The sequence below is a fragment of the Consotaella aegiceratis genome (assembly GCF_036541425.1).
Taxonomy (GTDB): Bacteria; Pseudomonadota; Alphaproteobacteria; order Rhizobiales; family Rhizobiaceae; genus Consotaella; species Consotaella aegiceratis.
Genome location: NZ_JAZHFT010000013.1, coordinates 89861 through 104064, shown reverse-complemented (window position 1 = coordinate 104064; position 14204 = coordinate 89861). Strand labels below are relative to the sequence as shown.

Genomic DNA, 14204 nt, shown 5'->3' with positions numbered 1-14204 from the left:
CGATCAGGCCGCCATCATCGACGCCTGCTGCCAAGCCTGGAACCGCGCCACCGAAAATCTTGAGCGCATCATCTCGCTCTGCAACTATCCCTGGATCAAGGCGGTCACTTCATAGGCTCAGCGGTATCACGCATCCTTACGGCGACGCCTTCCTGACGCCGGAGGGCATCGAGTTTCTCAAGGCGCATACGGAATATCTGACGGACCAGGGCCAGTATCAGTTGCTGAAGGACGGCGGCACCGCCTTCCTGCACATGATGCAGGACAAGGCGGTGACCAATCAGATCTTCTGGACGCTCTCGACTGCCTTGATCGCAGCCTATGGCGCAGGGTGCTTTTCGATCGACCGCGCGTTGATCGGCAGGGAGTTCTGAGGTCACCGAGCGCTGTGCACACCGAGCGTCGCCGCGCCGAGACGGGTCCTTGGCCCGCCCAGGGGCTCGACACCAGGCAAGGGGCGCTGCAGCTTGCAGTTCGCGGGCGCTGAGGCTATAAGCCCGGCGTCCGCGCAGACACCCTTGGAGGCAGCGCGGAGGAAAGCGGCCTATCCGGCCGCTTTTCGTCGTTTCCGGTCGATAGACGCGGCGGGTTGCGACCACCTCAAGAACCAGAAGGATAGCAGCCATGAGCGAGACCTACACGGTCAAGGCCGAGGCGCGCGAGAAGGTCGGCAAGGGGGCCGCCAGACATCTCCGCCGCCAGGGCCAGGTGCCCGCCGTCATCTACGGCGACAAACAGGATCCCCTTCCGATCGCGATCCCCTACAAGGAGACGTTCCTCAAGCTTCATGCTGGCGGATATCTCACGACGATCGCGACCATCGACGTCGGCGGCCAGCAGATCAAGGTGCTGCCGAAGGACTATCAGCTCGACCCGGTCCGCGACTTCCTGATGCACGTGGATTACCTGCGCGTGTCGGAATCGACGCGGGTCACCGTCGAGATTCCCGTGCACTTCGCGGGTGAGGACGACTGCCCGGGCATCACCCGCGGCGGCGTGCTGAACGTCGTGCGCCACGAGATCGAGGTCCACTGCCCGGCCGGCGCGATCCCGGAGGCGCTCACCGTCGATCTTTCGAAGCTCGACATCGGCGACTCCGTGCACGCTTCGGAGATCAGCCTGCCCAAGGGCGTCAGCTTCACGATCACCGACCGCGACTTCACCATCGCGACGATTGCGGCCCCGGCGGCCCTGCTCTCCGAGGAATCCGAGAGCGATGAGGACGCAGCCGAGGTTCCGGTCGCCGGCGAAGAGGCGGACGAGGACGAATAGGCCTCATACCAACGCTGGAGCGATCCGGCCTCCGGCTTCGTCGGACGGATCGCTCCAGCAGTCTTATTTGCGCAGATGATCAGCGGGAGAGCGGGACATGCTGCTTGTCGCAGGACTCGGCAATCCTGGCTCCCGCTATGCCGGCAATCGCCACAATGTCGGTTTCATGGCCGTCGACGAGATCGCTCGGATGCACGGGTTCGGCCCGTGGACGAAGAAGTTTCAGGGCGAGATTGCCGAGGGCCAGATCGGCGGCGAGAAGGTGTTGCTGATCAAGCCGACGACCTTCATGAACAATTCCGGCCAGGCGGTCGGCGAAGCGGCGCGCTTCTTCAAGCTGACCCCCGCCGATGTCGTCGTCATCCATGACGAACTCGACCTGGCGCCGGGCAAGCTCCGGGTCAAGACCGGTGGCGGCAACGGCGGCCATAACGGGCTGAAATCCATCGACGCCCATCTCGGCAAGGACTATCGCCGGGTTCGAATCGGCATCGGGCATCCCGGCAACAAGGATCTCGTCAGCCCCTATGTGCTGTCGGACTTCGCCAAGGCCGACGGGACCTGGCTTGAGCCGCTGATCGACGCCGTTGCCCGGCATTTCGAGGTCGTGACCAAGGGTGACGACGGGCTGTTCATGAACCGGGTGAGCGTCGCGACGAGTTCGGACGAACCGGCGTCGGCCAGAGGCTCGGCTTCGGCATCCGCCGGACGGGACGGCGCGTCCAAGGCGGGCAAGGGCCTGAGCCATATCCGCCAGGCGCGCACCGCCGGTGCTGCGCCGAAGCTGCCGACCAAGGGGCCGATGGCCGACATGCTGAAGAAGCTGTTCGGCGGCAAGGATTGACGCCGCGCGCCGTTGGCTGCGCCGGCATTGAATTGCGAAAACAAGGGAAGCGAACATGGGCTTCAGATGCGGTATCGTCGGGCTGCCGAACGTCGGCAAATCGACCCTTTTCAACGCGCTGACCAAGACGGCCGCCGCCCAGGCGGCGAACTATCCCTTCTGCACCATCGACCCCAACACCGGCGACGTGGCGGTGCCCGATCCCCGGCTTTCGACCATCGCGGGGATCGCCAAGTCGGCGCAGATCGTACCGACGCGCATCACCTTCGTCGACATTGCCGGTCTCGTGCGCGGCGCCTCCAAGGGTGAGGGTCTCGGCAACCAGTTCCTCGCCAACATCCGCGAGGTGGACGCCATCGTCCACGTGCTGCGCTGCTTCGAGGACGACGACATCACCCATGTGGAAGGCCGCATCGACCCGGTGGCCGATGCCGAAACGGTCGAGACCGAGCTGATGCTGGCCGATCTGGAAAGCCTGGAGCGGCGCGTCGCCGCCACGCGCAAGAAGGCGACCGGCAAGGACAAGGAGGCGATGCAGCAGCTTCCGATCATGGAAGCGGCGCTCGAACGCCTGCAGAACGGTGAGCCTGTGCGGGTTCTTCTGCCTGGACTCGACGCCGAGGCCAGGCAGCAGCTGAAGACCCTCAACCTGCTGACCTCCAAGCCGGTGCTCTACGTCTGCAATGTCGCCGAGGCCGATGCGGCGAGCGGCAACGCCCATTCGAAGGCGGTGGAGGAGATGGCCACGCGCCAGGGCGCGGCTCACGTCATCATCTCGGCGGCGATCGAAGCGGAAATCGCCCAGCTGCCGGACGAGGAAGTGCCGGACTATCTGGAGGCCATGGGCCTCGCCGAGCCCGGCCTCGACCGGTTGATTCGAGCGGGATACGAACTGCTCGGCCTCATCACCTTCTTCACCGTCGGGCCCAAGGAGGCTCGTGCCTGGACGGTGCGGGGCGGGGCCAAGGCGCCGCAGGCCGCGGGCGTGATCCATACCGACTTCGAAAAGGGCTTCATCCGCGCCCAGACCATCGCCTATGACGACTTCGTTTCGCTGGGCGGAGAAGTGGCGGCGCGCGAAGCCGGCAAGGCTCGGGACGAGGGCAAGGAATACGTCGTCCAGGACGGCGACGTGGTACTGTTCAAGTTCAACGTGTGACGGACGCGCAGTGCCGGGCCGCCGTCAAGGCAGCCCGGCACCGGCTACTTCGCTACGTTTATTGCGCCGTTTCGCCCGACGGCTCCCACGGCTCGAGCGCTTCGATCTTCTTGGCGCGGCGCTGGTCGACGGACAGGCTGTAGTCGCTGCCGAACGGTGCCGACTCCCACGAGCCATAGGTCGGATTGGCGAGCATGAACCAGTCCTTCGTGAAATGGTCCTGCATCTTCTCGAAGGCCGCCAGGCGCTCCTCCGGCGAGCCGCCGGCGTCGCTGGTGAAGTCGTTGAAGTTGTCGCCGAGCATCGCCACCACGCGATAGTCCTTGGAGACGAAGTCGCGGCGGGTCTGCTTGTCGGAGCCCCAATCTTCCTTCTCATCACGCGTCAGCACGGTGTCGACGTTGCCGCCCATCGGGAAGCCGAGCGCTTCCAGGTTGGCGCGCGTCGCCTCCTCCTCCGCGGTCTTGCGGTTGGAGACGTAAAACACCTTCACGCCCTTCGAGTCGGCATATTGGAGATAGTCGAGAGCGCCGGGAACGGCCTTGGCCTCCTTGGCCGACGTCCACTCGGCCCAGGTCTTGGAGCTGTAGTCGGTGCCGGTGGTCACGAGGCCCGATTCATAGGCGGAGTTGTCGATCGCGGTCTCGTCGAGATCGATGATGATGGCCGTCGGCAGGTCTGCCGCATCGGTCTGATCGAGAGCGCTGGCGGCGGTGTCGGCCAGGGCGTCGTCGAGCTTGAGCTTCGCCAGCGCATAAACGGCCATCGAATTGGCCTTGTACTCGACCGAATTCTGCATCCACAGCGCCGCGTTCAGGATATCGTTCTGCGGCGTCGTCTCCATCGCCGCCTCATCGGTCTTGGCGTCCTGGGCAACGGCCAGCGCTGGCATGAAAGCGACGGCGCTGCCGAACGAAGCGGCAAGCAGAATGGTTCTTTTCATCAAGGATACTCCTGGTGGAAACGGTTTCGCCCGCGTTGAGACGCGGGGAGGATGACCATCCAAGAGTTAGACGGCGAACCGCCCGCGTCAATCTCCGGCGAATTCGACCAGCGTGCGAACGGGCACGCCCAGCGCCTCGAGCTTCTTTCTGCCGCCCAGATCCGGCAGGTCGATGACGAAGCAGGCGCCGACGATCTCCGCGCCCAATTCACGCAGCAGCTTGACGGCACCCTCGGCGGTACCGCCGGTGGCGATCAGATCGTCGGTCAGAAGCACTTTCTCGCCGGCCGTCACGGCATCCTTGTGCATCTCGATCTCGTCGAGGCCGTATTCCAGAGAGTAGGCCACCCGCACGATATCGCCCGGCAGCTTGCCGCGCTTGCGGATCGGCACGAAGCCGGCCGACAGCTGGTGGGCCAGCGCTCCGCCGAGAATGAAGCCGCGCGCCTCGACGCCCGCCACCTTGTCGACGCCGGCATCCTTGTAGGGCTCGACCAGCATGTCGACGGTCCTGCGAAAGGCCTCGGCGTCCGCGAGCAGCGTGGTGATGTCGCGGAACATGATGCCCGGCTTGGGATAGTCCGGGATCGCGCGGATCACCCGTTCGAAGTCGACCGTAGCCTCAGCCATTTGCCGCTCGCAGTCCTTTTCAACAGACGAAAGGGGCCGTCAGGCCCCTTCGAATACAGCCTTTCGGCTTGTCTCAGTGAGCCGTGCCGGCCCAAACCCGCTTCTTCACCAGATACACCAATCCGGAAAAGACCACGAGGAACAGCAGCACGACGAACCCAGTGGCCTTGCGCTCCACCAGATGCGGCTCCGCAGCCCACATCAGGAAGGCGGCGACGTCGCGGGCATACCGGTCGGTGGTCTCCGGCGCGCCGTCATCGAAAGTGACGAGACCGTCGGAGAGCGGCGGGGGCATCTTCAGCGCAGGGCCGCTGACGAAATGCGGATTGAAGTAGGTGCCCGGCTGGATCTCCGTGCCTGCCGGCGGCTCTTCACCATAGCCGGTCAGGAGCGCGTGGATATAGTCGGGGCCGCCTTCCTGGTACTGCGTGAACACATCGAACACGAAGGTCGGGAAACCGCGCTCCACCGACCGCGCCTTGGCCATCAACGACAGGTCCGGGGGAGCCGCTCCGCCATTGGCAGCAGCCGCGGCCTGATCGTTGGGGAACGGCGACGGGAAGTGATCGGACGGAATCCCCGGCCGGTCGAACATGTCGCCGGCATCGTCCGGCCCGTCCTGGACCGTCGACTCGGCGGCGATCGCCTTGACCTGGTCCTCGCTGTAGCCGAGCGCCTCCAGATTGCGGAAGGCCACCAGCTTCATCGAGTGACAGGCCGCGCACACCTCGTGGTAGACCTTGAAGCCGCGCTGAAGCTGGCCGAGATCCCAATGCCCGAACGGACCGGCAAACGACCAGGAGAGCTGAGCTGGCTCCTCCAGCGGGTAATGCGGCGTGGCGTGCTCTTCCGCTTCGCCGTCCCCGTCTTCCTCGTCGGTCGCCTCGGCGGTCGCGCCTTCGTCGCCCTGGGGCGCCGCCTCGGTGTCACCACCGGCCGGCGCCTGCTGATCCTGCTGCGGGCTCGCCGCCTCGCCTTCCGCATCCTGGGCGTAAGCGAGCGGAGAAAACAGCAGTCCGGCTGCGAGAATGGCTGAAAGAAGCTTGTTCATCGTGTCCCCCGCCCTTCTCAGACCTGTTGCCCGGGCGCCGGAGCCGCCGGCGCGGGTGGCGCACCGCTTCCGGTCCCGGTTCCAAGGCCGCGATTGGGGCCGAGCACCGCCTCGCTGATCGATGCCGGCAACTTGCGCGGCGTCTCCACCAGACCAAGAACGGGCAGCAGGATCAGCCAATGGGCGAAGTAGTAGATCGTGCCGATCAGCGCCAAGGTCGGATAGATGCCTTCGGCGGGCTGCGATCCCAGCCAGCCAAGAAAGATCGTGTCGGCGACCAGCACCCAGAAGAAGATGCGATAGATCGGGCGGAACGCGGCAGAGCGCACCCGCGAGGTATCGAGCCAGGGCAGGAAAAACAGCACCAGGATCGAACCGAACATCACCAGGACGCCGCCGAGCTTGGAATCGATCGGGCCGATGTTGAAGGTGATGGCGCGCAGCATGGCGTAGAAGGGCAGGAAGTACCATTCCGGAACGATATGGGCCGGCGTCTTCAGCGGATCGGCCATGATGTAGTTGTCCGGGTGGCCCATGTAGTTCGGCATGTAGAAGACGAACCAGGCGTAGAAGATCAGGAACACCGACATGCCGAGGGCGTCCTTCACCGTGGCATGGGGCGTGAACGGCACCGTATCGTCCTTGGTCTTGATCTCGACGCCGGTCGGATTGGTCTGGCCGGTGACGTGGAGCGCCCAGATGTGAAGGATGACCACGCCGGCGATCATGAAGGGCAGCAGGTAGTGCAGCGAGAAGAACCGGTTGAGCGTCGGATTGTCGACCGCGAAGCCGCCGAGCAGCAGCTGCTGGATGGGATCGCCGACGATCGGGAAGGCCGTGAAGAAGCCAGTGATCACGGTGGCGCCCCAGAAGCTCATCTGCCCCCACGGCAGAACGTAGCCCATGAAGCCGGTCGCCATCATCAGAAGGAAGATGATCACGCCGAGGATCCACAAGACCTCGCGCGGCGCCTTGTAGGAGCCGTAATAGATGCCACGGAAGATGTGAACGTAGACGGCGACGAAGAAGAACGAGGCGCCGTTGGCATGCATGTAGCGCATCAGCCAGCCCCAGTTCACGTCGCGCATGATGTGCTCGACCGAGTTGAAGGCCAGCGCCGAATTTCCGGCGTAATGCATCGCCAGGATGATGCCCGTGATGATCTGAATGCCGAGCATCAGCGACAGGATGCCGCCGAATGTATAGGCGTAGTTCAGATTGCGCGGGACCGGGAAGGCGACAAACGAATCATAGACGAGACGCGGCAGCGGCAGCCGGGCGTCGAACCATCGCATGAAGCCGTTGGACGGCTCATAGGAAGAATGACCGCTCATTGTTTCAGCTTTCTCCCTGATCAGCCGATGCGAATGGTGGTTTCGGAGGTGAACTCGTGTGGCGGAATCGCCATGTTTTCCGGCGCCGGACCGGAGCGGATACGACCGGCGGTGTCGTAGGTCGAGCCGTGGCACGGGCAGAACCAGCCGCCGAAATCGCCCTGCTGACCCAGCGGGATGCAGCCGAGATGGGTGCACACGCCGACCATGACGAGCCAGGATTCGTTGCCCTCTACGGCTCGATTCTCGTCGGTGGCGGGAGCATCGCTCGGCAGGTTGGCGTTGCGCGCGACCGGATCCTTCAGGTCGTCAAGGGGAGCGGCCTTGGCGTCCGAGACCTCCTTTTCCGTGCGCTGGCGGATGAACACCGGGCGGCCGCGCCACTTGGCGGTGATCGACTGGCCGACGGCCACCTGGCTGATGTCCACTTCGATCGAGGCAAGCGCCAGCGTGGCCGCATCCGGATTCATCTGGTCGATGAACGGCCAAGCCGCGCAGACCACGCCCACGGCTCCGACGGCGCCCGTCGCGACGTAGAGGAAATCCCTGCGGGTTGGCTCTGCGGGATGTTCAACGCTCAACGGATGGCCTCCTCTTGAACTGCAGCGCGAGAATCGCGGGCTTTGGTGATCCTTAAGCACACAGGCATTGCGCCAAGTGCGTAACGTTGCCGCAACTCTCCGGCGTGGTGTCTTAGTCGGCGCGTCCCAGGATGTCCAGCGCCGGAAGGGCTTAGAGCGGATTTCCGGCCGGCCGTACGAAGGCGGCCGAGCGCCTCGACCGTTGCGCCAAAGGCCGGACGCGAAGCGACCTTGTTAGAATCATTCTGATTGGAAGAGTGTTAACCTGGGGCGGTCACCCAATCCGACGCGAGCCGCGCCGCCAGCGCCGAGGCATGACAAAATGTCGCACCCCGCCGCACGAGCGGCGTAGGAAGCGAACATCGTCAGGCGAAGCGGATCGTTGCAAAGCGTCCGACAAGGCCGGCAGCCCCAGCAAGGGCTGCACGGCAGGCGAATCAGGACCAGCGGAAATTTCGGGCGATGGCGAACGGCAGATCGTCGGGAACGATTCGGCGCACACTGCCCGACGTCGGAACGGAGCGGGCGGAAACGGCCGGCTCGGGAGCGGAGACCGGCGGCGGCGGAGCGCGATCGATCGGAAGCTCGCTCTGGGTCTCGACGTCGAGAAACCGGATGCCGGCGAACATGCCGCGCCGATAGACGAGCTGCGCCGGCCGGGCCTGCTTGTCGTCGCCGATGCGCAATTCGAACGTCTTCGGCAAATGCACCGCCTCGTCCAGCGTCAACAGCGCGCCGGTGGCCGAGATATTGCGAACGATGCAATCGTAGGTCGAAAAATGATTATTGAACAGGATCTTGGCGCGCTTCAGCATGCGCGTGCGTGGCGCCGCCCGACGTTCGGAGTCGTCCGGTTCCCAATCCGGCAAAACAGCCATGCCTGCCTCCACGGATCATCCGCTTACCGAAGAATGAACCCGGCAGGTTAACGGAATCCGAACGGCCGCACGCTCACGCCAATTTTTTTTGAGAGCTTGAGCAAAGGCCTGGGATCGTCTCCGTCAACGCGAACAGGCGGCTCTTCACCGCCTGTTCCTCGACAGATTTCATGACCACCGGCCGCATGCGGCCGGCAAGGGCTCGCGCCCAGACTAGTTGCGTGCCTTGTCCACCAGGGCATTGGACTTGATCCACGGCATCATGCCGCGCAGCTTTTCACCGACTTCCTCGATCTGATGGGCGTCGTTGTTGCGGCGGATGCCCTTGAAGCGCGCGGCGCCGGCCTTGTATTCCTGCATCCACTCGGAGGTGAACTTGCCGGACTGGATGTCGGCCAGAACCCGCTTCATCTCGGCCTTGGTGTCGGCAGTGATGATGCGCGGGCCGCTGACATATTCGCCCCACTCCGCGGTGTTGGAGATCGAGTAGTTCATGTTGGCGATGCCGCCCTCGTAGATGAGGTCGACGATCAGCTTCACCTCGTGCAGGCACTCGAAATAGGCCATCTCCGGCGCGTAGCCGGCCTCCACCAGCGTCTCGAAGCCGGCGCGGATGAGCTCGACCAAGCCGCCGCAGAGCACCACCTGTTCGCCGAACAGGTCAGTCTCGCACTCTTCCTTGAAGGTCGTCTCGATGACGCCCGACCGGCCGCCGCCGACGCCGCAGGCATAAGAGAGCGCCAGGTCGAGCGCATTGCCCGAAGCGTCCTGATCAACGGCGACGAGGCACGGCACGCCGCCGCCCTTCTGATACTCGCCGCGCACCGTGTGGCCCGGGCCCTTGGGCGCGATCATCACGACGTCGACCGTCGACTTCGGCTCGATCAGCGCGAAGTGCACGTTGAGACCATGCGCGAAGGCGATCGCGGCGCCGTCGCGGATGTTGGGAGCAATCTCGGCCTTGTAGATGTCGGCTTGCAGTTCGTCCGGCGTCGCCATCATCAGAAGATCGGCCCAGGCCGCCGCCTCGGCCACCGACATCACCTTGAAGCCGTCGGCCTCGGCCTTCTTCGCGGTCGCCGAGCCCTGACGCAGCGCAATCGCCACGTCCTTGGCGCCGGAATCCTTCAGGTTCAGCGCATGGGCGCGGCCCTGACTGCCATAGCCGACGATCGCGACCTTCTTGGACTTGATGAGATTGAGATCGGCATCGCGATCGTAATAGACACGCATCGAGGTTTCCTCCTGATGTGGGTTGGGTTGGCTACTCGGCCGGTGCCGGCGCGGTTACGCCGAACAGGGCTAGAAACTGTTCACTGGCGCGCCGGGCGTCGCGCGCAATCTCACTCTCGCTGAGCACCAGCTGCTCGCCCAACAGCAGCCGAATCTGAATGTCGCGCACGACCAGACCAAAGAAGGTGTGGAACGCCGCTTCTAGGTCCTCGCAGGCCAGCAGCCCCGCAGCCTGCCCCGCTTCGAGCATCGGCCGCAGCCGCCGGGCCATGGCGAAGGGGCCGTTGGTCAGGACGATGGCGCCGAGATCGTGCTTGGCCGCACCCGCGTGGGTGACGGCCACGCGGTTGAGGGCAACGGACGTCGCCGACGAGATCACCCGCAGCCAATCGCGGGCGAACCGCTCCAGGCCGGCGGCCAGCGCGGCCCGATCCAGGCCGGCGCGACCGAGCGGCACCGCCCTCACCTTCGACGCCTGCCACTGGACGGTCGCCGTCAGCAGACCGTCGCGATCGCCGAACCACTTGTAGAGCGTTTCCTTGGAACAGCTCGCGCGCGCCGCGAGTGCCGACATGGTGAGCGCCGCGCCGTGCTCGACGATGAGCGACAGCGCAGCGTCCAGCACTTCGCGCTGACGCTCGCTCAACTCGCCTTCAAAACTGTCCGCAGCAATCTGCATGACGACTTCGCCTGCCTGTGTCCCTCTTGCGACGACCACTCCGCGCACCCCGAACGACTGTACCGTACGTTACGGTACGGCTTATGCCGGACCTCGCCTCGTTTGGCAAGGGGCTTCCTGCACAGCACCGCGCAGGATGATGCGGGATTTTGGCAACGGGGACCGGCGGCGAGATGCAGTGTCGACCATGGCAAGGCCTTTTTAGTCTCCACCCGCCCGGCCGATCGGACCATCAGGAACAGATCCAGCGCAGCGGCTTGTCACGGTGCCGGCCGAAGCGGCTTTCGTTATGGAAATGTGCTGGGCGCCGCGCTACAGACTGAGGTCGGCTCAACCCGAACGAAGGCTTGCCCGATGACCCAGCCCGCCATTGCTCTCGTGGCGCACGACGCAAAAAAAGACGAGATGGTCACCTTCGCCAAGACCCATGTCGGGCAGCTGTCAGCCTTCCAGCTCTACGCTACCGGCACGACGGGCGGACGGATCCTGGAAGCCTGCCCGGAGTTGAAGGTCACGCGGTTGAAGAGCGGCCCGCTCGGTGGCGACCAGCAGATCGGCGCGATGATCGCGGAGGAAAGGATCGCGGGACTGATCTTCCTGGTCGATCCGCTGTCGCCGATGCCGCACGATGTCGACGTCAAGGCCCTAACGCGGCTCGGCGAGCTCTACGACATTCCGATGGCGCTCAATCTGTCGACGGCGGAGCTTCTGATCAGCCTGCCGGCGTTCGGCCTGAAATAGGCGAACGGTATCAGGGGAAGAGGATCACCGCGCCAACGGCGCTGACGCCCAGGATCATCCCGAAGAACACCGTATTCACGAAGATCGCCACGAAGGTTTCGACCCGCATCTCATTCTCCTCGTCGTCTTGGGCCATTTAACCATCGTTCAGGCGAACCGTTCCCTGTGCGGTGCAAAAAGCCTCAATGGCGGCAAACCGTTAGTCGGGTAGGCATTTTTGCTTATTCCCCTGGACGGCGACGAGCCTATGTCCTGGAAGCCGGCTGCTTCCGTCGTTCAGATTTCGCCTGCACCGCATTGCTTTGGCTGAGGGGTGCCATGCGACGAACGGGGGATGTGCAGGCTTGCAGATCCGGGAGGCAGTCGGTTTCCTTCCACCGTCAGCGGCCTTCGCGTGCCAGCCCGCCGATGCGCCAATGGCTATCGGCGGTCAATCATGCTCGATCGGGGGAGTTGGAGCGGGTAGCGGGAATCGAACCCGCGCGTTCAGCTTGGGAAGCTGACAGGCTACCATTACATCATACCCGCGCGGGAGAACCGTTAGCACCAAGGCCGGCTCGGCTTCAAGCGGATTTGCATGGGGGTGCGGTGTGTTCGAAGCTAACCTCCGCAACTCCGTCGCCATGTGGCTCAGTTCCAATCACGGAACAATCTACTGACCTGGATTACACCGATGGGCTACTCAACTAGGGCTAGGTTAGGGAGAACCTCACCGCATGATCATCACCAATTTCGGCCTCTGACTCCCAGCGGAGGGCATCCGGCTGCTCGCCCAAACCTTGATCGACTTTGCTGATCGGAACGGGCTACCTTAGCGACAACTCGCGAAAGGGCGCGCAATGGATAGCGAATTCTGGGCGGCGATCGTTGGTGCGATCATCGGTGGCGGAATGACGGTTGTCGCCCAATTCCTTGCAAGCCATTGGCAGAACAACCGGCATCGATCGAGCGTTTCCCATCACCTGCTGCTCAAACTCATCCACATCCACAGGGACATTTCCAACGTATTGAAATATCTTGATGACGGATTCCGAGATGCAAATGATGGAGCCCCACTATTTCTAGCGGTCAAGCCTATAATTGGGGAAATACGGCATATAACCATAGAATACGATGAACTCCACGCTCTTCTTGAATTAAAAGATGATGACCTCACTAATAATATTATTAATATTGATTACAAACATTCTCTGTTGAGAGATATGGTTTATAAATTTAACGAAATGAGGAATCGTCTTTCTCAAATAAGCACACCTTTAGTCAATCCCTGGGGAGATATTGCAGTTCGAATCCATGATTCGTACGAGGATGAATTCCAATACTTAGCGATTCGTATCAATTTGCTTCTAAGGGAATGGGTAGATATTCTTAAAAACGACAAAACCACCACCGAATGGTGCTTTAAGAGTTTAAATTCCGATCTACGTCGATACTTTGGTCTTAGAATAAGATTCAGAATCAAATCTTAGAATATCGACATTTTATACCTATCAAGGCACCCATCGAGATTCTTTTTGTTGCATGGAAACAATAATCGCGACTACGCGCGGAGAAGGCGGGGAACGCTGCGCTTAGGTAGTCAAGGGGACATGCGCCACCGCACCGCTGGCCAGCGTCTTCAGCGAAAATGCTTGGAGAGCTTCAGGCCCTGCGCCTGGTAGTTCGACTTGAGATCCGCGCCGTAGAGGTGCTGCGGCTGAGCGGCCATGCGCTCGTAGACGAGGCGGCCGACCATCTGGCCGTGTTCCAGGATGAAGGGCACCTCGCGCGAGCGCACCTCGAGCACGGCCCGGCTGCCCGAGCCCCCTGCCCCGGAATGACCGAAACCGGGATCGAAGAAGCCGGCATAGTGCACCCGGAACTCGCCGACCAAGGGATCGAACGGCGTCATCTCGGCGGCGAAGGCCGGCGGCACGTGGACCGCCTCCCCGGAAACGAGGATGTAGAACTCGTCCGGGTCGAGCACGAGTTCCCCTGTGCCGAGGCGATGGATCGGCTCCCAGAATTCCGCCGTCGCATAGGCGTCCCGCCGATCGACGTCGATGACGCCGGTGTGGCGCTTGCCGCGATAGCCGACGAGGCCATCGGCGTCGCCGGCGAGATCGATGGTGATCGCCACGCCGCCGTGGCTGATATTGGCGTCGTCGCGGCCGACCAACCGCTCGGTGCGGTCGAGCGCGACCAGTTCCGGCTCGGAGAGCCCGGCATGGCCGCGGCGGAAGCGGATCTGGTTGAGGCGCGATCCGGTGCGCACGACGATCGGGAAGGTGCGCGGGCTGATCTCGATGTAGAGCGGCCCGGCATAGCCGGCAGGCACCTCGTCGAACGACTGGGCGCCGTCGGTGATCAGCCGGGTGAAGACGTCGAGACGGCCGGTCGAGGATTTCGGGTTCGCCGCCGCCATCACGTCGGCCGGCAGAGCCAAGGCTTCGAGCAGCGGCACGATGTAGACGCAACCGGTCTCCAGCACCGCCCCTTCGCGCAGATCCATGGCGTGCAGCGAGAAGCGATCGAGCTTTGCCGCAACGGTCTGGCCCTTGCCCGGCAGGAAGCTCGCGCGCACGCGATAGGCCGTGGCGCCCAGGCGCAGATCGAGGCTCGCCGGCTGGATCTGATCCGCGTCCCGCGGCCGAGGCGCGGTGATGGCGCCGCTTTCAAACAACGCTTCGAGTTCCCGGTCGGGCAGGATTCCGTTCATCATCTCCGGCATTTGTCCCCTCTCGGCCATGCGGCAGCCTTTATTGCCGGAATTGACGCGTGTCCAGCTTGGGGCTATCAGCGCTCCATTGGTGGTGATTTGGCCGGCCGGCTTGCAGCCACGTTAAACAACTCGCTAAACAGGCCGATCCTCGGACAGGT

Annotated in this window: 16 protein-coding genes, 1 tRNA gene and 1 riboswitch; of the genes, 6 read left to right on the top strand and 11 right to left on the bottom strand. The window is 63.3% G+C overall.

From position 1 onward, the window contains the following. Window positions 1–59: 59 nt before the first annotated feature. The 4 genes from SMD10_RS11510 (at window position 60) to ychF (ending at window position 3275) form a co-directional block, all read left to right on the top strand. Window positions 60–374, top strand: a complete 315-nt coding sequence (locus SMD10_RS11510; RefSeq protein ID WP_331685827.1) for a hypothetical protein — start codon at window positions 60–62, stop codon at window positions 372–374. 250 nt (window positions 375–624) lie between these two features. Then, complete coding sequence (locus tag SMD10_RS11505; protein WP_331685826.1) at window positions 625–1272, top strand: 50S ribosomal protein L25/general stress protein Ctc; 648 nt, start codon at window positions 625–627, stop codon at window positions 1270–1272. A gap of 97 nt (window positions 1273–1369) precedes the next feature. Then, entirely contained in the window at window positions 1370–2116 is a 747-nt protein-coding gene (pth, locus tag SMD10_RS11500) for an aminoacyl-tRNA hydrolase (RefSeq protein ID WP_331685825.1), read from the top strand. A 55-nt stretch (window positions 2117–2171) separates the two neighbouring features. After that, the gene (ychF, locus tag SMD10_RS11495; RefSeq protein WP_331685824.1) at window positions 2172–3275 is read left to right on the top strand and encodes a redox-regulated ATPase YchF; all 1104 of its coding nucleotides are present in this window, start codon (window positions 2172–2174) and stop codon (window positions 3273–3275) included. Window positions 3276–3333: 58 nt separating this feature from the next. Here the strand turns inward: ychF and SMD10_RS11490 are convergent, their stop codons facing one another. The 8 genes from SMD10_RS11490 to SMD10_RS11455 form a co-directional block, all read right to left on the bottom strand. Further along, on the bottom strand, window positions 3334–4218 hold the full coding sequence (locus SMD10_RS11490; protein ID WP_331685823.1) for a 5'-nucleotidase, lipoprotein e(P4) family: 885 nt from the start codon (window positions 4216–4218) through the stop codon (window positions 3334–3336). A gap of 87 nt (window positions 4219–4305) precedes the next feature. Beyond that, window positions 4306–4848 (bottom strand): adenine phosphoribosyltransferase, encoded by a 543-nt coding sequence (locus SMD10_RS11485; protein ID WP_331685822.1) that lies wholly within the window; start codon window positions 4846–4848, stop codon window positions 4306–4308. A gap of 73 nt (window positions 4849–4921) precedes the next feature. After that, window positions 4922–5899 carry a cytochrome c1 gene (locus tag SMD10_RS11480; protein WP_331685821.1) on the bottom strand — a complete coding sequence of 326 codons (978 nt, stop codon included), beginning with the start codon at window positions 5897–5899 and terminating at the stop codon, window positions 4922–4924. A 17-nt stretch (window positions 5900–5916) separates the two neighbouring features. Continuing rightward, complete coding sequence (locus SMD10_RS11475) at window positions 5917–7233, bottom strand: cytochrome b (protein WP_331685820.1); 1317 nt, start codon at window positions 7231–7233, stop codon at window positions 5917–5919. Window positions 7234–7253: 20 nt separating this feature from the next. After that, complete coding sequence (gene petA / locus SMD10_RS11470; protein WP_331685819.1) at window positions 7254–7814, bottom strand: ubiquinol-cytochrome c reductase iron-sulfur subunit; 561 nt, start codon at window positions 7812–7814, stop codon at window positions 7254–7256. 437 nt (window positions 7815–8251) lie between these two features. Next, window positions 8252–8692, bottom strand: coding sequence for a PilZ domain-containing protein (locus SMD10_RS11465; RefSeq protein WP_331685818.1), 441 nt, complete (start codon window positions 8690–8692; stop codon window positions 8252–8254). Window positions 8693–8905: 213 nt separating this feature from the next. Next, entirely contained in the window at window positions 8906–9925 is a 1020-nt protein-coding gene (gene ilvC / locus SMD10_RS11460) for a ketol-acid reductoisomerase (protein WP_331685817.1), read from the bottom strand. A gap of 31 nt (window positions 9926–9956) precedes the next feature. Further along, window positions 9957–10604: a TetR/AcrR family transcriptional regulator gene (locus SMD10_RS11455; RefSeq protein ID WP_331685816.1), complete on the bottom strand. Its 648-nt coding sequence runs from the start codon at window positions 10602–10604 to the stop codon at window positions 9957–9959. A gap of 354 nt (window positions 10605–10958) precedes the next feature. Here SMD10_RS11455 and SMD10_RS11450 point away from each other — a divergent pair, with 354 nt between their 5' ends. Continuing rightward, window positions 10959–11345, top strand: coding sequence for a methylglyoxal synthase (locus tag SMD10_RS11450; RefSeq protein ID WP_331685815.1), 387 nt, complete (start codon window positions 10959–10961; stop codon window positions 11343–11345). Window positions 11346–11355: 10 nt separating this feature from the next. Here the strand turns inward: SMD10_RS11450 and SMD10_RS11445 are convergent, their stop codons facing one another. Next, entirely contained in the window at window positions 11356–11481 is a 126-nt protein-coding gene (locus tag SMD10_RS11445; RefSeq protein WP_331685814.1) for a hypothetical protein, read from the bottom strand. Between the two features lie 318 nt (window positions 11482–11799). After that, window positions 11800–11873, bottom strand: a tRNA-Gly gene (locus tag SMD10_RS11440). A gap of 311 nt (window positions 11874–12184) precedes the next feature. Between SMD10_RS11440 and SMD10_RS11435 the strand changes: the two genes are divergently transcribed. Continuing rightward, window positions 12185–12814 carry a hypothetical protein gene (locus tag SMD10_RS11435; protein ID WP_331685813.1) on the top strand — a complete coding sequence of 210 codons (630 nt, stop codon included), beginning with the start codon at window positions 12185–12187 and terminating at the stop codon, window positions 12812–12814. Between the two features lie 149 nt (window positions 12815–12963). On the opposite strand, the gene SMD10_RS11430 is transcribed toward SMD10_RS11435, so the two are convergent. Then, window positions 12964–14073 carry a 2'-deoxycytidine 5'-triphosphate deaminase gene (locus SMD10_RS11430; RefSeq protein WP_331685812.1) on the bottom strand — a complete coding sequence of 370 codons (1110 nt, stop codon included), beginning with the start codon at window positions 14071–14073 and terminating at the stop codon, window positions 12964–12966. 51 nt (window positions 14074–14124) lie between these two features. Continuing rightward, window positions 14125–14203: riboswitch (SAM riboswitch) on the top strand. Window position 14204 lies beyond the last annotated feature (1 nt).